Below are 20,825 nucleotides of genomic sequence, written 5' to 3'. Positions count from 1 at the left end.
TCAGCTCTCCTTTTCCGGGCCGGGCTCGCCCGCGTCGTAGACCGGCCCGGCGCCGACGTTGGCGGGCTCCCGCTCGGCCACCGCGCGCCGGGCCCGCGGGCTCGGCGGGACCTGCAGGTCCAGCGGTGGGATCGGGAAGCTGCCCCGGGGGTGGGCGTCGGCCTGCTCCTGCGCGGTCAGCGGGGCCGCCTTCTTGCGCGACGGCCAGAAGACCATCACCACCAGTACGACGGCGATGCCGATGCCGGCGACCCAGCGGCGCTGGTTGGTGTCCAGCGCGCTGCCCTGCATCAGCCGGATTCCGCCGAGCACCATCACCCAGACCAGGCTGATCGGGATCAGGACCTTCCAGCCCAGCCGCATGAACTGGTCGTAGCGCAGCCGGGGCAGGGTGCCCCGCAGCCAGACGAAGACGAAGACCAGGACGAGCACCTTGCCGAAGAACCAGAGCAGTGGCCACCAGCCGGAGTTGGCGCCCGCCCAGATGGTGGTGATCGGCGCCGGAGCCCGCCAGCCACCGAGGAACATGGTGACGGTGAAGGCGGACATGCTCACCATGGCGACGTACTCGGAGAGCATGAAGAGCGCGAACTTCAGCGAGCTGTACTCGGTCATGTAGCCGGCGACCAGCTCGGACTCGGCCTCGGGCAGGTCGAAGGGCGCCCGGTTGGTCTCGCCGACGATGGAGACGAAGAAGACCAGGAAGCTGGGCAGCAGCAGCAGCGCGTACCAGCCCGGGGTGGCGAACTCCAGGCCGCCGAGCCAGTCCGGCAGGACGATCCGGGTGCCGTCGGCCTGGGCGGCGACGATCTGGGAGGTGGACAGGGTGCCGGCGGTGAGGAAGACCGCCAGCACCGACAACCCCAGCGCCAGCTCGTACGAGATCATCTGGGCGCTGGAGCGCAACCCGCCGAGCAGCGGGTAGGTGGAGCCGGAGGCCCAGCCGCCGAGCACGCTGCCGTAGACGGCCATCGACGAGCAGGCCAGGATCAGCAGCACCGAGACCGGGATGTCGGTGATCTGCAGCGGCGTCTGGTTGCCGAAGATGCTCACCATCGGCCCGAACGGGATCACCGAGATCACGGTGACCGAGCAGACCACCGAGATGGTCGGCGCGATCAGGAAGACGAACCGGTCCGCCGACTTCGGCAGGATGTCCTCCTTGAAGGCCATCTTGAGACCGTCGGCGAGGGTCTGCAGCAGCCCGAACGGGCCGACCTGGTTGAGGCCGGGCCGCTGGCCCATCCGGGCCACCACCCGCCGCTCGAACCAGACCCCGAGCAGGGTGCAGACCACCGCGAAGACGAAGCCGAAGAGCACCTTCGCCAGGACCAGCCACCAGGGGTCCTGGCCGAAGTCCTGCAGCGTCGGGTCCACCGCCAGGTAGGACGCCGTCACCGTTCACCACCTCCTGCGCTGGCGAGCAGCGGACCGGCCGCCCCCGCGGCGAGCCGGACGACCGCGCCCGAGGTGACGCCGAGACTGCGGCGCACCGTCGAGCCGGGCGAATTGGTCGGCAGCCAGACCACGTCGTCGGGCATGTCGGTGATCTCGGCCGGCAGGGTGAGCGCGCCCCGGTCGGTGCCGACCGTGACCGGGTCGCCGTCGGCGACGCCGAGCGCCGCCGCGGTCTCCTTGCCGAGCCGGACCACCGGCGGGCGGGCGGTGCCGCCGAGGTGTTCGTCCCCGTCGGTCAGGCTGCCCAGGTCGATGAGCTGGTGCCAGGTGGCCAGCACCGCCTCGCCGGCGCCGGTCCGGACCGGGTCGGCCGGCTCGACGCCCGGCGCGGCCGGCCGGTCGGCCTTTGTCGACGGCAGGGTGCCCAGCTCGCGCCGGGTGCTGTTCACGTCGCCGGTGCCGAGCCGCACGCCGAGCTGCGCGCCGAGCGCGTCGAGCACCCGGGCGTCGTTCATCGCGGTGGTGTTCAGGACCGCCTCGAAGGTGCGCAGCCGGCCCTCCCAGTCCAGGAAGCTGCCGGCCTTCTCCACCACCGGGGCGACCGGCAGCACCACGTCGGCTCGCCGACTCACCGCGCTGCGCCGCAGCTCCAGGCTGACCAGGAACGGCACCCGGTCGAGGGCGGCCTCGGCCTGCCGGGGGTCGGCCAGGTCGGCCGGGTCGACCCCGGCCACCACCAGGGCGCCCAGCCGGCCCTCGGCGGCGGCGGCGATGATCTCGTCGGTGTCGCGGCCGGCGCGGCTCGGGATCGTCCCGGCGGCGACGTCCCAGGCGCCGGTCAGCTCGGCCCGGGCCGCCGGGTCGGTGACCGGTCGGCCGCCGGGGAGCAGGTTGGGCAGGCAGCCGGCCTCGACCGCGCCGCGGTCGCCGGCCCGGCGGGGCACCCAGGCCAGCTTCGCGCCGGTGCGGGCGGCGAGTGCCGCCGCGGCCGACAGCCCACCGGGTACGGCGGCCAGCCGCTCGCCGACCAGCAGCACCGGGGTGCCGGCGCCGGCCGGCCGCTCCCGCAGCGCGCTGGCGATGCTCTCCTCGTCGGCCAGCACCCGGGCCTCCTGACCGGGGACGGCGGTGACCACGGTGGCGCCGAGCTTGGTCAGTCCCCGGCTGGCGAACGGCGCGACCGCCAGCACCGGCAGCCCGCGCTTGAGGTACGCCTTGCGCAGCCGCAGGAAGAGGATCGGGCACTCCTCCTCCGGCTCCAGCCCGGCGATCACCACGGCCGACGCCTTGTCCAGGTCGGCGTAGGTGACCTCGGTGATTCCGGCGACGTTGCTGGCCAGGAACTCGGTCTCCTCGGCCGAGACCGGCCGGGCCCGGAAGTCGATGTCGTTGGTCTGCAGCGCCACCCGGGCGAACTTCGCGTACGCGTAGGCGTCCTCGACGGTCAACCGGCCGCCGGTGAGTACGCCCACCCCGTGCGCCCCGTCCCGGGCCTCCCGCAGCCCGTCGGCGGCCACGGCCAGCGCCTCACTCCAGGACGCCTCGCGCAGTTCGCCGGTGCCGGCGTCCCGGACCATCGGGGTGGTGAGCCGGTCGAAGGCGGTGGCGTAGCGGAACCCCCACCGGCCCTTGTCGCAGTTCCACTCCTCGTTGACCGCCGGGTCGTCGCCGGCCAGCCGGCGGGTCACCTTGCCACGCCGGTGGTCGGTGCGCTGGGCGCAGCCGGCCGAGCAGTGTTCGCAGACGCTCGGGGTGGAGACCAGGTCGAACGGCCGGGCCCGGAACCGGTACTGGGCGCCGGTGAGCGCGCCGACCGGGCAGATCTGCACGGTGTTGCCGGAGAAGTACGAGTTGAACGGGACGTCGCCCTCGCCCTCGGCGTCGGTCTCGTCGCCGCCGCCGTAGACCTCGTCCCGGTAGACGTTGATCTCCTCGGCGCTGGACCGGCCCATCAGGTCGATGAACTTGTCCCCGGCGATCTCCTCGGAGAACCGGGTGCAGCGCTGGCAGAGCACGCACCGTTCGCGGTCGAGCAGCACCTGGCTGGAGATGTTCACCGGCTTGGGGTACTCCCGCTTGTGCTCGTGGAAGCGGGAGTCGGTGCGGCCGGTGGACATCGCCTGGTTCTGCAGCGGGCACTCGCCGCCCTTGTCGCACATCGGGCAGTCGAGCGGGTGGTTGACCAGCAGCAGCTCCATGATCCCCTCCTGCGCCTTCTTGGCGACCGGGGAGGTGAGCTGGGTGCGGACCACCATGCCGTCGGCGACCGGCTGGGTGCAGGAGGCGACCGGCTTGCGCTGGCCCTCGACGTCGACCAGGCACTGCCGGCAGGCGCCGGCCGGGGCCAGCAGCGGGTGGTCGCAGAACCGGGGGATCTCGATGCCCAGCTTCTCGGCGACCCGGATCAGCAGGGCGCCCTTCGGCGCGGTCACCTCGATCCCGTCGATGGTGAGCGTGACGCTGTCGGTTGGCTTGGCGACGTCCGTCATTTAGTGCGCTCCTACCAGGGTCTTCTCGGACAGCATGGGAGCTGTCCGGCCCTCGATGTAGTCGAGGTAGTCCTGCTTGAAGTACTTCAGCGACGAGGTCACCGGGCTGGTCGCGCCGTCACCCAGGCCGCAGAACGACCGGCCCAGGATGTTGTCACAGGTGTCCAGCAGGGTGTCCAGGTCCTCCTGGGTGCCCTGGCCGGCGAGGATCCGCCGGTAGACCCGGACCATCCAGTAGTTCCCCTCCCGGCACGGGGTGCACTTGCCGCACGACTCGTGGTGGTAGAACTCCAGCCACCGGTAGGTCGCGTAGACCGGGCAGTCCTGGTCGGAGAAGATCTGGGTGGCGGTGGTGCCGAGGATCGAGCCGGCCGCGGCCACCCCCTCGAAGTCCAGCGGGACGTCCAGGTGCTCGGCGGTGAGCAGCGGGGTGGACGAGCCGCCCGGGGTCCAGAACCGCAGGTTGTGGCCGGGCAGCATGCCGCCGGCCAGCTCGATCAGCTCGCGCAGGGTGATGCCGAGCCCGCACTCGTACTGGCCGGGGTTGGCGATCCGACCCGACAGCGAGTAGATCATCGGTCCGGCGGACTTCTCGGTGCCCATCGACTTCCACCAGGCGGCGCCGCCGAGCACGATGTACGGCACGCTGGCGATGGTGCCGACGTTGTTGACCACGGTCGGGCTGGCGTACAGACCGTGGGTGGCCGGGAACGGCGGGCGCAGCCGGGGCTGGCCGCGGAAGCCCTCCAGCGAGTCCAGCAGCGCCGTCTCCTCGCCGCAGATGTACGCCCCGGCGCCGCTGTGCACCACCAACTCCAGGTCGAACCCGGTGCCCAGGATGTCGGTGCCGAGGTAGCCGGCCGCGTACGCCTCGGCGACCGCGTTGCGCAGCCGGCGGGCGGCGTGCACGGCCTCGCCGCGGATGTAGATGTAGGCCCGGTTGGCCCGGATCGCGTACGAGGCGATGATGACGCCCTCGACCAGCGAGTGCGGGTCGTGGGTCATCAGCGGCAGGTCCTTGCAGGTGCCCGGCTCGCCCTCGTCGGCGTTGACCACCAGGTAGTGCGGCTTGCCGTCGCCCTGCGGGATGAAGCCCCACTTCAGGCCGGTCGGGAAGCCGGCACCGCCGCGGCCGCGCAGCCCGGAGTCCTTGATGAGCTGGATCAGGTCGTCGGGGGCGACCGCCAGCGCCTTGCGCAGCGCGGCGTACCCGTCGAGCTGTTCGTAGACGTCGCGCCGCCAGGCGTCCGGCGACAGCCAGCGCTTGGTGAGCACCGGGGTCAGCTTCTCCAACGTCGCCCGTGAAGGCACCGTCACTTCTCCGCCTCCCTGAGGTTGCGCTCCTGCGGCTCCGCGTCGTCGCCGGCCGGCTTGCCGTCGCTGGCCGGCTCGTTGGCGGCCGCCCCGGCCGCTTCAGCGGCCTTCGCGTCCGGAGAGTCCGGCGGCACCCCGTCGACCGGGTCCTTGCTGCCCGGGGCGTCGGGTGCGGGGGTTTGCGCGTCCGGCGCCCGGGTCTCGGCGGCCCGGATCTCCGGCGACTTGTCGTCGGGGGCCTTGGCGTCCGGCGCGGTGCTGCCGGTCGCCCCGGCCGGCCGGGTGTCCGACTCCGCCGCACCGGTGCTGGCGACCGGGGCCGGCTTCCCGTCCGGCTTGCCGGCCGCGGCCGCCTTGTTGTCCGGCGCGGGCTTGTCGGCCGGCGCTGCCTTGCCAGCCGGCGCTGCCTTGCCAGCCGGCGCGGGCTTGTCGTCGGTGGCCGGTTGGGTGATCGGGGTGTTCGGGTCGAAGCCGGCCACCGAGATGCCGTGCTGCTCGGCCAGGCGCAGGCCGCGCAGGGTCGGTTCGCCGGCCACCCCGTCGGCGACCGCCTCCGGACGCGGGTCGGCGAAGCCGGCCAGCTGGATCGACATCTCCTTGAGGGTGCAGAGCCGGGCGCCGCGGCTGGGCGTGGGGCGGTTGCCGGCCCGCAGCTCGTCGACCACCCCGACCGCCGTCTGCGGGTCGACCTGGTCGAAGAAGTCGTAGTTGACCGTCATCACCGGGCCGTAGTCGCAGGCCGCCAGGCACTCGGCGTGCTCCAGGGTGATGGTGCCATCCTCGGTGGTCTCGTCGTGCCCGACGCCCAGGTGCTCGACCAGGGTGTCGTAGACCTGCTGGCCGCCGAGCACGTTGCACATGGTGTTGGTGCAGACGCTCACCAGCCAGTCACCGGTGGGGCGGCGCTTGTACATGGTGTAGAAGGTGGCCACCGCGCCGACCTGGGCCTTGTTCAGGCCGAGCACCTCGGCGCAGAACTCGACACCCGCCGGCGAGACGTAGCCCTCCTCGGACTGCACCAGGTGCAGCAGCGGCAGCAGCGCCGAGCGGGACCGGTCGGCGGGGTAGCGGGCGACGATCTCGTCGGCCCGCTTCCGGAGGGTTTCGTTGGCAAGCACTATCGATCACACCCACCCATCACGGGGTCCAGCGAGGCGCCGCCGGCGATCACGTCGGCGATCAGACCACCCTCGGCCATCGCGGGGATGGCCTGCAGATTGACGAAGCTCGGCTCGCGGTAGTGCACCCGGTAGGGCCGGGTGCCGCCGTCGGAGACCGCGTGTACGCCGAGCGTGCCGCGCGGCGCCTCGATCTCCACGTAGACCTGGCCGGGTGGCACCCGGAAGCCCTCGGTGACCAGCTTGAAGTGGTGGATCAGCGACTCCATCGACTGACCCATGATCTTGGCGACGTGCTCCAGCGAGTTACCCATCCCGTCGACGCCGATGGCAAGCTGGGCGGGCCAGGCGATCTTCTTGTCGGCGACCATGATCGGGCCGGGCTTGAGCCGGTCCAACGCCTGCTCGATGATCTTCATCGACTCGCGCATCTCGGCCATCCGGACCAGGTAGCGGCCCCAGACGTCGCCGCTCTCGGTGGTCGGCACGTCGAACTCGTAGTTCTCGTAGCCGCAGTACGGCTGGGTCTTGCGCAGGTCCCAGGGCAGCCCGGCGGAGCGCAGCACCGGCCCGGTGGTGCCCAGCGCCAGGCAGCCGGTGACGTCCAGCACCGCCACGTTCTGGGTCCGCTCCAGCCAGATCGGCTGGCCGGAGAGGAGGTCCTCGTACTCCTTGAGCCGCTTCGGCAGGATCTTCAGGAACTCGCGGATCTTGACGATCGCCTCGTCCGGCACGTCCTGGGCGACCCCGCCCGGCCGGACGTACGCCATGTTCATCCGCAGGCCGGTGACCATTTCGAAGATCTCCAGCACGTACTCCCGCTCGCGGAAGCCGTAGAGCATGACGTTCACCGCGCCCAGCTCCATCGCGGTGGTGGCGACCCAGACCAGGTGCGAGGCGATCCGGTTCAGCTCCATCATCAGCACCCGGATGATGGTGGCCCGCTCGGTGACCTGGTCGGTGATGCCGAGCAGCTTCTCCACCGCGAGGCTGTACGCCGTCTCGTTGAAGATCGGCGCCAGGTAGTCCATCCGGGTCACGAAGGTGCTGCCCTGCACCCAGTTGCGGTATTCGAGGTTCTTCTCGATGCCGGTGTGCAGATAGCCGACCACCATCCGGCACTCCCGGACGGTCTCGCCCTCCAGCTCCAGCACCAGCCGGAGCACCCCGTGCGTGGACGGGTGCTGCGGCCCCATGTTGACCACGATCCGCTCGTCGTGCAGCGGGTCGGTGCCGGAGACGACCGATTCCCAGTCGCCACCGGTGACGGTGAAGACCTTGCCTTCCGTGGTTTCCCGTTCCTGGGCGTACGTGGGGTCCGTCTGGGGTGCGGTCATTGGTAGCTCCTCCGCTGGTCCGGCGGTGGGATCTCGGCGCCCTTGTACTCGACGGGCACGCCGCCGAGCGGGTAGTCCTTGCGCTGCGGGTGCCCCTCCCAGTCGTCCGGCATCAGGATCCGGGTCAGCGCGGGGTGGCCGGTGAAGACCACGCCGAACATGTCGTACGCCTCCCGCTCCTGCCAGTCGGCGGTGGGGTAGACGGCGGTGACGCTCGGCACCTGCGGCCGGTCGGCGCTCACCGCGACCTCCAGCCGCAGCCGGCGCCGGTAGGTCATCGAGGTGAGCTGGTAGACCACGTGCAGCCGGCGGGCGTCGGAGCCGAGGTAGTCGACGCCGGAGACCGACGAGCAGAACTCGAACCGCAGCGACTCGTCGTCGCGCAGCACCTGGCAGACCTCGGCGATCCGCTCGGCCTTGATGTGCAGGGTCAGCTCGCCCCGGTCGACGACGACGTGCTCGATCGCGTCGGAGAAGGCCGGGTACGCCTCCTGCAGCGCGTCGTGCACCTCGTCGAAGTAGCCGCCGTACGGGCGAGGGCTGTCCACGATGCCGGCCCGGGGCCGGACCAGCCCGCCGAAGCCGGAGGTGTCGCCGGAGCCCTGGATGCCGAACATCCCGCGGCCGGCGCCGCTGGCCGGCGGGAATTCGGCGGGTGCCCCGCTGGTGGCGCCCACCGGCGGCGGGGCGACCGGCAGACCACCGCCGGTCGGGCCGGCCGGTTCGCCGGCCGCGCCGCTGGGGCTGTCCGGGCCGCCGGGGCGACCGGCGGTCTCCGACGGGTTGACCGGCACGTCGACCGGCGGCTCCCCGTTGACCGGCTCCGACGTCCCGTCGCCGCCCACCGGCGTGGCGTTCTCCTTCTCCGGCCCGGTCACCAGCGTCCGCCTCCCTGCAGATGCCGCTCTGCCTTCATCCAGTTCTCGATCCGCAGCTGTTCCTCGCGGCCCTCCCGGACGGCCTGCTCCCACTCGGCCCGGCGGGTCTTGTCGGAGCGGTAGGAGGACGGCATCGACCCGGGTGCGACCACCGGCACGTCGCCGCGGGCCTGGCGGGCGGCGAGCATCTTGCGGCCGTTGGCGCCGAGCGGCTCGTACATGATCTTCTCGCGCAGCTTGAGGATCGCGTCGATGAGCATCTCCGGCCGGGGCGGGCAGCCGGGCAGGTACATGTCGACCGGCACCACGTGGTCGACACCCTGGACGATCGCGTAGTTGTTGAACATGCCGCCGCTGCTGGCGCAGACGCCCATCGACAGCACCCAGCGGGGCTCGGCCATCTGGTCGTAGATCTGCCGCAGCACCGGGGCCATCTTCTGGCTGACCCGGCCGGCGACGATCATCAGGTCGGCCTGTCGGGGCGAGGCGCGGAAGACCTCCATGCCCCAGCGGCCCAGGTCGTAGTGGGGTGCGCCGGCGGCCATCATCTCGATGGCGCAGCAGGCCAGCCCGAAGGTGGCCCCCCAGAACGACGACTTGCGCGACCAGTTCACCAACTTCTCGACGCTGGTGAGCAGGACGCCGCTCGGGAGCTTCTCCTCGATACCCATCGCGCGCTCTCCTCCCCTCAGGCCCAGTCCAGGCCGCCGCGCCGCCACTCGTAGGCGTACGCGACGGACACGGTGACGATGAACAGCGAGACCGCCAGGTAGCCGAAGAGGGCGAGCTGGTCGAACGCCACCGCCCACGGGACCAGGAAGATGATCTCGATGTCGAAGATGATGAACATCATCGCGGTCAGGTAGAACTTGACCGGGATCCGGCCACCGCCGACCGGTTCCGGGCTGGGCTCGATACCGCACTCGTACGCCTCGAGCTTCGCCTTGTTGTAGCGGTGTGGCCCGGCCAGGCGCGCGGCCACGACCGAGAACAGCGCAAAGGCCGCTGCCAGCGCGAACAGCCCGATGATGGGTACGTAAGGCGAAAGCGACATGGTTGCCTCCGGCCCGTCCTTCCCTGCCCTCGGTCGGTCATTACTTGGTCGTTAACCAAATTCACACTATTCACCGCTACCCGGGCCACGCTGCTCGGGGGTGGTGGTTCCGCCTACACGGCCGGCGCCACCTTGGTCATCGCGTTGATCACCCGGTCCATCGCGTCCCCGCCGCGCGGGTCGGTCAGGTTGGCCAGGAGCTTGAGTACGAACCGCATCAGCATCGGGTGTGGCATGCCGTGCTTGGTGGCGATCCGCATGATCTGCGGGTTGCCGATCAGCTTCACGAATATCCCGCCGAGCCGGTAGTAACCGCCGTAGCGGATCTTCAACTCGGCCGGGTACTGCGCCAGCGCCCGCTCCCGGGCGTCCCCGGCCGGGCGGGCCAGGGCCTGGACGGCCACTTCGGCGGCGAGTTCGCCGGACTCCATCGCGTACGCGATGCCCTCGCCGTTGAAGGGGTTGACCATGCCGCCGGAGTCGCCCACCAGCAGCACCCCCCGGGTGTAGTGCGGGACCCGGTTGAAGCCCATCGGCAGCGCCGCGCCGAGAATCGGCCCGTCGGCGTTCGCCTCGTCGGTGAGCCCCCAGTCCGGCGGGGTGGAGCCGAGCCAGTCGGTGAGCAGCTGCCGGTAGTTGGTCTTGCCGAACGCGGACGAGGAGTTGAGCACGCCCAGCCCGACGTTGACCCGGCCGTCGCCCATCCCGAAGATCCAGCCGTAGCCGGGGAGCAGGTTGTCCCCACCCTCCCGGCTGCGCAGCTCCAGCCACGACTCCAGATAGTCGTCGGCCTGGCGCACCGGGGAGCGGTAGTAGCGCCGGACGGCGACCCCGATCGGCCGGTCCTCCCGCTTGGCGAGTCCCAGCGCGAGCGGGAACCGGCCGGAGACCCCGTCGGCGGCCACGATCAGCGGGGCGTGGAAGGTGACCGGCGCCTTCTCCACCTCGGCCGTGACCCCGATCGCCCGCCCGGCCGGATCCAGCACCGGCGCGATCACGTTCACCCCGGTACGCAGCTCCGCGCCGGCCGCCACCGCCCGCTTGGCGAGCAGGTCGTCGAAGTCGAGCCGGGTGCGGACCAGGCCGTAGTTGGGGAAGCTGGCCAGGTCGGGCCAGTCCAGTTCGAGCCGGATCCCGCCGCCGATCACCCGCAGACCGCGGTTGCGCACCCAGCCGGCCTCCGGGCTGGTGTCGACGCCCAGCTTGATCAGTTGCTTGACGGCGCGCGGGGTGAGCCCGTCGCCGCAGACCTTCTCCCGGGGGAAGTGGGTCTTCTCCAGCAGCAGCACCCGCAGCCCGTGCCGGGCCAGGTGGTATGCGGTGGCGGAGCCGCCGGGGCCGGCGCCGACCACGATGACATCGGCGTCGTTCTCGATCGTGGCCATCCGCGCCTCCCCTCCGGGAACGCTCGTGAAATGCTTCACAAGCTCTATCGGAGGGAGTCTAAGACCGTCCCGAGGTCGCCGCCCGGTTAGGTGAACCTAACTCGCCCCGCCCGGGCCCGTCAGCGGGACGTCATGGTGCAGGTGGCGGCAAATCTCCGTCCGCCGCCGCGGCGCCCGGGTCGCCCGCCAGCCCGGCGCCCGCCCCGCCGGCGGAGCGCCCGGCCGCCAACTGGTCGCCGAGGGCACCGCCGGTCACCCGGTCCAGCGCCGCCAGCACCTCTGCCACCACCTGCCGTACGTCGGCGGGATTCTGACCGGCCACCTCGCGGATATGGGCGATCAGTTCGGCGGTCTCCGGGTCGGCCTCGGCCGCCGCCCGCAACTCCTCGCCGCGCCACTCGCTCTCGTCGCGACCGCCGGCCCGGTCCGCCCCACTCATGCAGCGCAGCCTACGGCGTCAAACCGGACTTAAACCCCAGAACCCAGGATCTGGTACGAGAACCGCGCTATTCACGTACCGCCCGGTGCAGGGCCACCACGCCGCCGGTCAGGTTCCGCCAGGCCACCCGCTGCCAGCCGGCCGCCCCGATCCGCCCGGCCAGATCCGCCTGGTCCGGCCAGGCCCGGATCGACTCGGCCAGATAGACGTACGCGTCCGGGTTGCTCGACACCGTCCGGGCGACCGCCGGCAGCGACCTCATCAGGTAGGACAGGTACCCGGTGCGGAACACCGGGTTGGTCGGGGTGCTGAACTCACAGACCACCAGCCGCCCGCCGGGCCGGGTGACCCGGGCCATCTCCCGCAGCGCGGCCACCGGGTCCACCACGTTGCGCAGCGCGAACGAGATGGTCACGGCGTCGAACGCCGCGTCCGGGAACGGCAGCCGCAGCGCGTCGCCGGCCAGCAGCGGCACCTCGGGCCGCGCCCGTCGCCCGGCCCGCAGCATTCCGATCGACAGATCCATCCCGACCGCGTACGCCCCGGACCCCGCCAGCTCCTCGGTCGAAACCCCGGTGCCGGCCCCCACGTCGAGCACCCGCTCGCCGGGCAGCAGCCCGAGCGCCGCCCGCGTCGCCCGCCGCCAACTCCGATCCCGCCCGAACGACAACACCGTGTTCGTCAGGTCATACCGCGAGGCCACCCCGTCGAACATCGCAGCCACCTCACCCGGCTGCTTGGCCAAACTCGCCCGCCCACCCGCTCCACTCCCACTCACCCCCCCACTCTCCCACTCACCCCCACCCCGCCCACCTCCCCCACTCACGACCGCGCCGCACCACGCGCCCGCGCGATCTTGGTAGCTTTCGGCGCGGGGGGAGCAGGGGTGGGTGGGGGGAGCAGGGGTGGAGAGGGTGTGCGGTTGGGGGAGTGGCGGATAACGCGGGTGCGGGTTGCACGGAGTGGTGAGTTGGGGTGCGGGTCAGGCGGGGTGGGGGGTGCGGCGCGAGAGGTGGGCCAGGAGTAGGCCCAGGGTGGTGAGGAGCAGGCCCAGGACGGCCGGCCATCCTGGTGATCTGCCGGTCAGTGGGAGTCCCTCGGGCGCGGTGCCGGCGGCGGCGCCGACGAGCACCTCGAAGCGGGCCGCCTCGCCGGCTGTGCCGTAGTCCCGGGCGCGCAGGCCGGTGGAGTTGCCGGGCAGCGCGACCGCCTCCAGCCCTGGCACGTATCCGGCCGCCACCGGGGTCACCCGGAGCAGGCCGCCGTCGAGCGTGGCCGGGGCGGGGGCGGAGTCCGCCACCCGCAGCAGGTGGCTGAAACGCAGCGCGGAGTAGACCCGGTCACCCGGGTCGGCGTCGTCCACCGACGGCACCAGGGGCAGGTCCAGGTAGGTGCAGGTGGCGGAGCGGTGATCTGTGCCGTACGCACAGCCGGGGTGCGTTTCGGCGAACCGCACCTGGTCGGGGAGCCGGACCACGACGGTCATCCCCCCGGACAGCCCGGCGCCCCGATTGCCGACCTCGAACCGCAACTCACCGACCCCACCCGGCGGCACCGCAGCGGCCCGGGCCGCCTCAACCGCGCCCACCGCCGCAAAGGCAGCTGCCACCTGAGTGGCACCGGCACCGGTCTCGGGTGGCTGCGCCACCTCGGCCGGGACGCTCCAGGCGCGGACGTAGAGGTCCTGTTCGGCGGGGCCGGCAAGGGTCAGTGAGCTGCTGGCCGCGTTGTCGGCGGGCCGGGCGTCGGTGCCCGCATGGGAGACCGTGAGGGTGAGTTTGCCCACGGTGCCGGTGGCGTTCGCGGCCGTTCGCGGGGTGGCCCGCAGGGCGGTCGAGGCACCCGCCGGCAGGTCGGCGACGGCGCAGGTCCGGTCGATCGACACCTGCAACGACGGCACCGCGGTCGGCCTCGGCGACGGCACGGTCTCGGCGTCGTCGGCGGCGCAGAAGCGCAGGGTCGCGGGATTCATCACCTCGCTGTCGACCCAACCGGTCACCCGGAGGCGGACCGAGCGGGCGGTGACGGTACCCCGGTTGACGACGGTGACGACGACGGCCTTGTCCGGGTCGGTGCCGCGCAGGGTCGCACCGTCGATCTCGACCGCCAGATCCGCCTGGCCGGTCGCGTACGCGGGGTCGGCCGCGAGGGTGGGTCCGAGCAGGAGCAGGACGGCGCCGATCCGACCGGCCGCCGCGAGGCGTGTGCACATGACTGCGAACTGTAGTCAATCCGACACCGGATGACCGTCCACTGAATGGTGATTCCTCGGAGGAAATGTGCAGATAGAGCGTCATCTCGCGCGGAACCGTCCGAGCCGCAGATACGTCGCGGGCGAGGTGGTAGCCCACCTCGCCCGCGACGCCGTGCGTTATGTGAACGGCCCGAGGGCCGGTTGGGGAAGAGTCCGTTCAGAGGGCCGACTTCTCGTCGGCCGGAGCCACCAGCACCACCCGGCGCCGACGGGCCAGCAGGAGCAGCACACCACCGGCGACGATCACGGCCAGCCCGACGCCACCGAGCAGCCCGGCCGGTACGCCGGTCACCGGCAGGCCGCCGCCGCTGCCGCCACCTTCGCCGCTCACGATCACCGAGAACCCGTCGACGTTGTCGCTCTCGTCGATCTCGGTCACGCCGGCGTCCTGGGCGCTCACCATCGTGACGTTCGCCGGCAGGTCGGCCGGCGTGGTGGCCACCCGGGCGTCGGGAGAGACCTGGCCCAGTGCCTCGGCCGTCCACGAGCCGCCGGTCAGGCTCGCCGGCGGCTCGACCCCGTCGGCGACGGTGATCGGCCAGTAGAAGGCGGCCACGAACTCCTCGTCGACCTCGTCACTCAGCGGCATCAGCACCACCGAGGGGTAGCTGCAGGTCGCGGTCCGGTTGTCGGCGGTGTAGACGCAGTCCGACTCGGTCTCGGCGAAGGTGACCCGCTCCGGGAGGCGGACGGTCACCTTGATGCCCTTGGCGATCGCGTCGCCCCAGTTGTAGATCCAGCCGACGACCGCGCTGGTGCCCCCGGCGACCAGCGGACCGGTCACCTCGCCGGTCTCCGGGTCGAGGGTCTCCTTGACGTCCGGCACCTCGACCCCGAGGTCGACCCCGCCGGACTCGCTGAACACCACGTCCGCGGTCCGGGTGTTGTTGCCCGGGGTGGTGTCGTCCGGCGAGCTGATCGTGTAGGTGACGGGCGCCCGGTAGCCGGCGGCGTCCGGGTCCAGCTTGAGCAGGACGACCGGGAAGTCCAGGGTCTCGCCCGGCCCGGGGATCAGCTCGGCCGGCACCTCGCAGGTCCAGGCCACCGGACCGGCGTCGCCTTCACCGGAGCACTCGGCGTCCCCCGCGGGTGCCGCGAAGACCTTCGTGAAGTCCAGGGCGGACAGATCCGCCAGGACGGTCAGCTCGGCGGGGGTGTTCGCACCCCGGTTGGTGATCTTCGCCCAACCGACCTTGCGGTCGGCGCCCTCGGCGATTGTGGTGCCGACGACGGTCAGCTCCAGGTCGGTCCCGCCCGTCCCGGCGTACGCCGGGGCGCTGACGGTCGCCAGCGCGGCGGCGGCCAGCAGGGCGGCGGCGGCCAGGGCACCGGACCGGCGGAGGGCACGGTTGAGGAAGATCATGAAGTGCTGCCCCCGATGGGGTAGAGGAAAGTACGCCCGGGGACGGTAGCGGTCCGCGACGCCGCCCGCCACCCCGTGAATCGCCCATCTCGACCTGCGAACCTAAGATCGGCTTAAGGTGCTGTCCGGATTGATGGCTATTGCTCGGCTATACCCGCAGGTCACGAGCCGGTAGGGCGCAGATGATCGACCGGCTCGCCGAGTAAATATCGACCGATCGGGTGACCGGTTCCCCGCGAGTCACCGGTCACCCAGCGTGAATCCTTCTCGGGTCAGTTGGCGTCGACGAGCGGCAGGGTCTTGCGGGCGCCGCCGCCGGGCAGCGCGATCGAGGAGAAGTGCGACACGACCCGGTCGTCGCTGGGGTCGTCGGCCGGGGTGTGGTGCACCGCCAGGTGCCGATAGCGGGTGTCCCGCTGGGCGGGGATCCGGCCGGCCGAGCGGATCATCCAGATCAGCTCGTGCAGGTTCGAGCGGTGCTTCGCGCCGGCCGAGGAGATGACGTTCTCCTCCAGCATGATCGAGCCGAGGTCGTCCACCCCCATGTGCAGGGCGAGCTGCCCGACGTCCTTGCCGGTGGTCAGCCAGGACGCCTGCAGGTGCGGCACGGTCTCGAAGAAGAGCCGGGCCACCGCGATGATCCGCAGGTACTCCAGGGTGGTGGCCTGGGTCCGCCCCTTGAGATGGTTGTTCTCCGGCTGGTAGGTCCAGGGGATGAAGGCCCGGAAGCCCTGGGTGCGGTCCTGCACGTCGCGGATCATCCGCAGGTGCTCGATCCGCTCGGCGTTCGTCTCGCCGGTGCCCATCATCATGGTTGCGGTCGACTCGATGCCCTGCCGGTGCGCCAGCTCCATCACCTCGAGCCAGCGGGCGCCGGACTCCTTCAGCGGGGCGATCGCCTTGCGGGGCCGGTCCGGCAGCATCTCGGCGCCGGCGCCGGCGATCGAGTCCAGGCCGGCGGCCTTGATCCGGCTGATCGCCTCGTCCAGCGAGACGCCGGAGACCTTCGCCATGTGCAGGATCTCACTCGGCCCGATGGAGTGGATCGCGAGCTGCGGGTACGCGCCCTTGACCGAGGAGAAGAGCTCCTCGTAATACTCGACGCCGTAGTCGGGGTGGTGGCCGCCCTGCAGCATCACCTGGGTGGCGCCCAGCTCGACCGCCTCGCCGCAGCGGCGCAGGATCTCCTCGGTCGGGTGGGTCCAGCCCTCGGCGTGCTTCGGCGCCCGGTAGAAGGCGCAGAACTTGCAGGCCGTCACGCAGACGTTGGTGTAGTTGATGTTGCGGTCGATCAGGTAGGTGACGATGTTGTCCGGGTACCGGCGGCGGCGTACCGCGTCGGCGGCCTCGCCGAGCGCGTGGAACGGCGCCTCGGTGTAGAGCAGCAGCGCCTCCTCGGGCGTGATCCGCCCGCCGTCCGCGCCGCGCTGCAGGATGTCGTCGATCTCCCGGCTCCCAGTCACGACCCGAGCCTACGTCGGCGGCCTCCGCCGGGCACAGGACCGCCGCCCAGGTGACGCCCACCCCACATCGGGTACGCCGTCAGCCGCCCCGGCGCCGCCGTCAGGCGCTACCCGGTGCCACCGTCAGCCACGCCCCGGCGCCACCGTCGGGGCGGGCCGGTGCTGCCGTCAGGCGCCCGGCGCGACCCGTTCACCTGCGCTGTCGCGTACCGTGATCGCCTCGACCGGGCAGACGTCGGCGGCGTCGATCACCTCGTCGGCCGGCTCGACCAGCTCGGTGAGCGGGGTCGCCAGCCCGTCGATCAGCGTGAAGTGGGCCGGGGCGATACCCGCGCAGCTGCCCGAGCCGACGCAGCGCCGCGGATCGACGCCGATCCGCCAACCGGCGCTCACCAGGCCACCGGCAGGCTGGCCAGGCCGCGCACGATCATCCCGCTCTTCCAGCGCAGCTCCGGCTCGGGCACGGCGATCCGCAGGTCGGGGAAGCGCCGGATCAGGGTGGCGATCCCGACCTGCAGCTCCATCCGGGCGAGCTGGGCGCCCACGCAGTGGTGTACGCCGTGCCCGAAGCCGATGTGTGGATTGGTCTGCCGGCCCAGGTCCAGCCGGTCCGGGTCGGTGAAGACCGTCTCGTCCCGGTTGGCCGAGGAGAGCGAGCCGATCACCGGCTCGCCGGCCCGCACCAGCACGCCGCCGATCTCGATGTCCTCGGTCGCGTACCGGGCGAACGAGGAGGCCACCCCGAGCGGGACGTACCGCATCAGCTCCTCGACCGCGGTCGGCACCAGGGCCGGCTCGGCCCGCAGCCGGGCCAGCTCGGCCGGGTGGGTGAGCAGCACGTACGCGAAGTTGGGCAGTTGGGTGACGGTGGTCTCGTGGCCGGCGGCGAGCAGTCCGGCGGCGAGCCGGACGACCTCCTCCTCGGTGAACCGGTCCTGGTTCTCGTCGCGGGCCCGGACCATCGCGCAGATCAGGTCGTCGGTGGGCGCCCGGCGCCGCTGTTCGACGAGTTCGCCGATGTAGCCGTAGAGGTTGTCGAGATATTCCCGGATCTGCTCGGGCGGCAGCGAGGTAGTGGAGACGATCGCCTCCGACCAGACGTGGAACAGGTGCCGGTCGGCGAAGGGCACGCCGAGCAGCTCGCAGATCACCTGGATCGGCAGCGGGGTGGCGAAGTGCTCGACCAGGTCGGCCGGCGGGCCGAGGGCCGCCATGGCGTCGAGAAGCTCGTCGGCGATCTGCTGGGTTCTGGGCCGGAGCAGCTCGACCCGGCGGGCGGTGAACGCCTTGGCGACCAGCCGGCGCAGCCGGGTGTGCTCGGGCGGGTCCATCGACAGGATGCCGCCGTCGAGCTGCCGCGGGGTGAGCCGGGGCTCGTCCCGGCCGATGCTGGCGGCTCGGCTGAATCGCGGGTCGCCGAGGACGGTCCGCACGTCGGCGTGCCGGGTGGCCAGCCACACCGCCTCACCGAACGGCAGCCGCACCCGGGTCAGCGGTTCGGTGCGGCGCAGCTCGGCGTAGAGCGGGTCGAGGTGGAGCCGGTCGGGTGCGCTGAACGGGTAGGGCCGCGCGGCGACCTGTGCGATCTCGGTCATGCCATCCCCCAGGGCGGATCGAATCATCAGACACTTGATCAACGCATCGTTACGCTCCGACCGCTCATCGTAGTGGATTGCATTGACCCTCGCCAGTGTCACCAATCGCCCATCATTCATCTAAACTTGTCGATGCATTAACCGCGCGGGCCCGCGTGAGCCACATCCATCCGAGCCAGAACAGGCATCCCATGAAACGCATCCCACCGAGAACCATCATCCCCATCGGACTCGCGGCGTTGCTGGTCGCCGGCCCGCTCGGAGCGCCGGCCGTGGCCCAGACCCCGGTCGCCATCACCCTGACCGGCAGCAGCGCGACCAGCAACAGCAGCAACGTCTCGATTGCCGGCCGGGTCGTCACGATCACCGCGCCCGGCACCTACCAGATCACCGGCACCCTCAACGACGGCTACGTCAACGTCGACACCTCGGCAGCCGGCGCGGTGAACGTCATCCTCAGCGGCGCCAACATCACCAACTCCAGCAACGCGCCGTTCCAGGTGGCCGACGCCGACGAGGTCGTCCTGACGCTCGCCGCCGGCACCACCAGCCAGCTCACCGACGCGACCCGGTACGTGTATCCCGACCCGTCCACCGACGAGCCGAACGCCGCCCTGTTCAGCAAATCCGACCTGCGGATCACCGGCACCGGGGCGCTGTCCGTACGCGGCAACGCCTACGACGGCATCACCAGCAAGGACAGCCTGGTCATCGAGTCCGGCACGATCACGGTGAACGCGGTCGACGACGGCATCCGGGGCAAGGACTCCCTCGACATCACCGGCGGCACCGTGAACGTGACCTCCGGCGGGGACGGCATTAAGTCCGACGACACCGAGGCCGACCGGGGCCGGTTGTCGATCACCAACGGCACCGTCCAGGTCAACTCCGGCGACGACGCCATCAAGGGCGAGAACGTCGTGAACATCTCGGGCGGCGCCGTCACCGTCACCAGGTCCTTCGAGGCGATCGAGGGCAAGCAGATCACGATCAGCGGCGGCACCGTCAACGTCACCGCCACCGACGACGCGATCAACGGCGTGGAGGAGGGCATCGACGAGTTCGCGGTGGCGCCGAACGCCTTCGTCCGGATCTCCGGCGGCACGGTGCTCGTCAACTCCAACATCGACGGCATCGACTCCAACGGATCGGTCACCTTCGCCGGCGGCACGGTGGTGGTCAGCGGACCGACCACCGGCAGCCCCGGCGAGGGCGCGATCGACTCGAACGGGCCGGTCTACTACAACGGCGGCACGGTGCTCGCCGTCGGCTCCACCTCGATGGCCGTGATGACCAGGCCGCCGACCAACGGCCAGGGCTGGGCCGCCCCCCGGCTGAACACGAACCAGCAGGCCAACTCGATCGTGCACCTGGTCTCCGGCGGGCAGGTGCTGGTCTCGTACCGGACCCCCAAGGCCTACCGCGAGCTGGTCTTCTCCTCCAACCGGATCTCGAACGGGCAGACCTACGAGGTCTACACCGGCGGCAGCATCTCCGGCACCACGATCGGCGGCATGGCCACCACCGGCGGCAGCATCTCCGGCGCGACCCGGATGATGTCCATCCAGGCCGGCACGTACAGCGGTGGGCTGATCGGCTGGCCGGGCTTCCCCCCGGGCCCGACGCCTCCCCCGCCGAACCCCACGACTCCGCCGCCGAACCCCACCACCCCGCCGCCGAACCCCACCACCCCGCCACCGAACCCGAGTGGGGGCTGCACGGCGACCTACTCGAACGTCGGCCAGTGGCAGGGCGGCTTCCAGGGTGACGTCCGGGTGACCGCGGGCTCCGCCGCGATCCGCGGCTGGCGGGTGACCTGGACGTTCGCCAACGGCCAGACGATCAGCCAGTCCTGGAACGCCACCATCACCACCAGCGGCTCCAGCGTGACCGCGACCAACGTCTCCCACAACGGTTCACTCGGCGCTGGCGCCAGTGCCACCTTCGGCTTCATCGGCACCTGGAACGGCACCAACACCGCCCCCACCCTCACCTGCACCGCCACCTGACCCGGCCACTCCATCAGCCATGATCGTTAGTCGCTCACCCGTGTTCTCAGCCGGAGAATTACGGGTGGGCGACTAACGATCACCGGGCCCCGACCTCGAAGATCAGGTCGAGGTGGGCGTCGAGGGCGTCGAGGGCCTGCTGGGGCGGGTAGTTGTCACCGAGCAGATAGAGGCCCAGCCCTTCGACCACCGCCACCAGTCCCACCGCGGCCGCCGCCGGCGGGACTCCCGGTCGGACCTCGCCGGCGTGCTGCGCGGTGTGCAGCTGTTCGGTGATGAAGGCCAGCATCCCGGCCGTGTCCGCGCGCATCGAGGCCGCCGCCGCCGGCCGCACCGCCGCGTACGCGAGGAAGGCCAACGCCACCCGCCCGTCCGCCCGCCGTGGCTCGTCCACCGGCAGCAGCTCGACCAGCATCGCCCGCAGCGCGGCCCGGATCGTCGGCGCCGGGCCGAGCGCCGCACCGGCCGCGTCCATCCGTCGGCCGACCCGCTCGCGGACCACCTTCATGGCGAATTCCATCATCTCGTCCCGGGTCCGGAAGTAGTGCTGCACCATCCCGGCCGAGACCCCGGCCTCCTCCGCGACGTGCCGGAGGCTCACCGCCTCCAGCCCGCGCTCGGCCGCCACCCGCATCAGGGCATCGGCGATCAGGGTGCGGCGCTGACCGTGGTCGACCTGTTTCGGCACCCCCCCATGCTTTCACAATGCAGTCGCATTGACACTCGCGC

The 20,825-nt window shown here is 71.5% G+C and carries 18 protein-coding genes; 1 reads left to right on the top strand and 17 read right to left on the bottom strand.

Annotation, left to right across the window (positions count from 1 at the left end; genetic code table 11):
* From nuoH to O7627_RS01500, 16 genes are all read right to left on the bottom strand, one after another.
* Entirely contained in the window at positions 1-1,398 is a 1,398-nt protein-coding gene (nuoH, locus tag O7627_RS01575) for an NADH-quinone oxidoreductase subunit NuoH (protein ID WP_278091713.1), read from the bottom strand.
* Positions 1,395-3,887: an NADH-quinone oxidoreductase subunit G gene (locus O7627_RS01570; protein WP_278091712.1), complete on the bottom strand. Its 2,493-nt coding sequence runs from the start codon at positions 3,885-3,887 to the stop codon at positions 1,395-1,397. Before O7627_RS01570 ends, nuoH begins: the two co-directional genes overlap by 4 nt.
* Positions 3,888-5,204 (bottom strand): NADH-quinone oxidoreductase subunit NuoF, encoded by a 1,317-nt coding sequence (gene nuoF / locus O7627_RS01565; protein WP_278091711.1) that lies wholly within the window; start codon positions 5,202-5,204, stop codon positions 3,888-3,890.
* Positions 5,201-6,322: an NADH-quinone oxidoreductase subunit NuoE gene (gene nuoE / locus O7627_RS01560; RefSeq protein ID WP_278098110.1), complete on the bottom strand. Its 1,122-nt coding sequence runs from the start codon at positions 6,320-6,322 to the stop codon at positions 5,201-5,203. Before nuoE ends, nuoF begins: the two co-directional genes overlap by 4 nt.
* Positions 6,319-7,656 (bottom strand): NADH-quinone oxidoreductase subunit D, encoded by a 1,338-nt coding sequence (locus O7627_RS01555; RefSeq protein ID WP_278091710.1) that lies wholly within the window; start codon positions 7,654-7,656, stop codon positions 6,319-6,321. Before O7627_RS01555 ends, nuoE begins: the two co-directional genes overlap by 4 nt.
* The gene (locus O7627_RS01550) at positions 7,653-8,354 is read right to left on the bottom strand and encodes an NADH-quinone oxidoreductase subunit C (protein ID WP_278098109.1); all 702 of its coding nucleotides are present in this window, start codon (positions 8,352-8,354) and stop codon (positions 7,653-7,655) included. The genes O7627_RS01555 and O7627_RS01550 overlap by 4 nt, the downstream gene beginning before the upstream one ends.
* 176 nt (positions 8,355-8,530) lie before the next feature.
* A complete protein-coding gene (locus tag O7627_RS01545) occupies positions 8,531-9,205 on the bottom strand; it encodes an NADH-quinone oxidoreductase subunit B (protein ID WP_278091709.1) in 675 nt (224 codons plus the stop codon).
* A gap of 17 nt (positions 9,206-9,222) precedes the next feature.
* A complete protein-coding gene (locus O7627_RS01540) occupies positions 9,223-9,588 on the bottom strand; it encodes an NADH-quinone oxidoreductase subunit A (RefSeq protein ID WP_278091708.1) in 366 nt (121 codons plus the stop codon).
* A gap of 113 nt (positions 9,589-9,701) precedes the next feature.
* Positions 9,702-10,973 (bottom strand): geranylgeranyl reductase family protein, encoded by a 1,272-nt coding sequence (locus O7627_RS01535; RefSeq protein WP_278091707.1) that lies wholly within the window; start codon positions 10,971-10,973, stop codon positions 9,702-9,704.
* Between the two features lie 130 nt (positions 10,974-11,103).
* Positions 11,104-11,412: a hypothetical protein gene (locus tag O7627_RS01530; protein ID WP_278091706.1), complete on the bottom strand. Its 309-nt coding sequence runs from the start codon at positions 11,410-11,412 to the stop codon at positions 11,104-11,106.
* 67 nt (positions 11,413-11,479) lie between these two features.
* The gene (locus O7627_RS01525; RefSeq protein WP_278091705.1) at positions 11,480-12,190 is read right to left on the bottom strand and encodes a demethylmenaquinone methyltransferase; all 711 of its coding nucleotides are present in this window, start codon (positions 12,188-12,190) and stop codon (positions 11,480-11,482) included.
* Positions 12,191-12,394: 204 nt separating this feature from the next.
* Positions 12,395-13,624, bottom strand: coding sequence for a hypothetical protein (locus O7627_RS01520; protein ID WP_278091704.1), 1,230 nt, complete (start codon positions 13,622-13,624; stop codon positions 12,395-12,397).
* 199 nt (positions 13,625-13,823) lie between these two features.
* Positions 13,824-15,029, bottom strand: a complete 1,206-nt coding sequence (locus O7627_RS01515; protein WP_278091703.1) for a cell wall anchor protein — start codon at positions 15,027-15,029, stop codon at positions 13,824-13,826.
* A gap of 272 nt (positions 15,030-15,301) precedes the next feature.
* The gene (mqnC, locus tag O7627_RS01510; RefSeq protein WP_278091702.1) at positions 15,302-16,492 is read right to left on the bottom strand and encodes a cyclic dehypoxanthinyl futalosine synthase; all 1,191 of its coding nucleotides are present in this window, start codon (positions 16,490-16,492) and stop codon (positions 15,302-15,304) included.
* A 168-nt stretch (positions 16,493-16,660) separates the two neighbouring features.
* The gene (locus tag O7627_RS01505) at positions 16,661-16,885 is read right to left on the bottom strand and encodes a ferredoxin (protein ID WP_278091701.1); all 225 of its coding nucleotides are present in this window, start codon (positions 16,883-16,885) and stop codon (positions 16,661-16,663) included.
* Positions 16,882-18,087, bottom strand: a complete 1,206-nt coding sequence (locus O7627_RS01500; RefSeq protein WP_278091700.1) for a cytochrome P450 — start codon at positions 18,085-18,087, stop codon at positions 16,882-16,884. The genes O7627_RS01505 and O7627_RS01500 overlap by 4 nt, the downstream gene beginning before the upstream one ends.
* A gap of 191 nt (positions 18,088-18,278) precedes the next feature.
* Between O7627_RS01500 and O7627_RS01495 the strand changes: the two genes are divergently transcribed.
* The gene (locus O7627_RS01495) at positions 18,279-20,096 is read left to right on the top strand and encodes a carbohydrate-binding domain-containing protein (RefSeq protein ID WP_278091699.1); all 1,818 of its coding nucleotides are present in this window, start codon (positions 18,279-18,281) and stop codon (positions 20,094-20,096) included.
* 79 nt (positions 20,097-20,175) lie between these two features.
* Here the strand turns inward: O7627_RS01495 and O7627_RS01490 are convergent, their stop codons facing one another.
* Complete coding sequence (locus tag O7627_RS01490) at positions 20,176-20,784, bottom strand: TetR/AcrR family transcriptional regulator (RefSeq protein WP_278091698.1); 609 nt, start codon at positions 20,782-20,784, stop codon at positions 20,176-20,178.
* Between the last annotated feature and the right edge of the window lie 41 nt (positions 20,785-20,825).

This window comes from Solwaraspora sp. WMMD1047, assembly GCF_029626155.1.
Classification (GTDB): Bacteria; Actinomycetota; Actinomycetes; order Mycobacteriales; family Micromonosporaceae; genus WMMD1047.
Note: the sequence above shows the minus strand (reverse complement) of the source record. Positions and strands in the feature narration are given on the sequence as shown.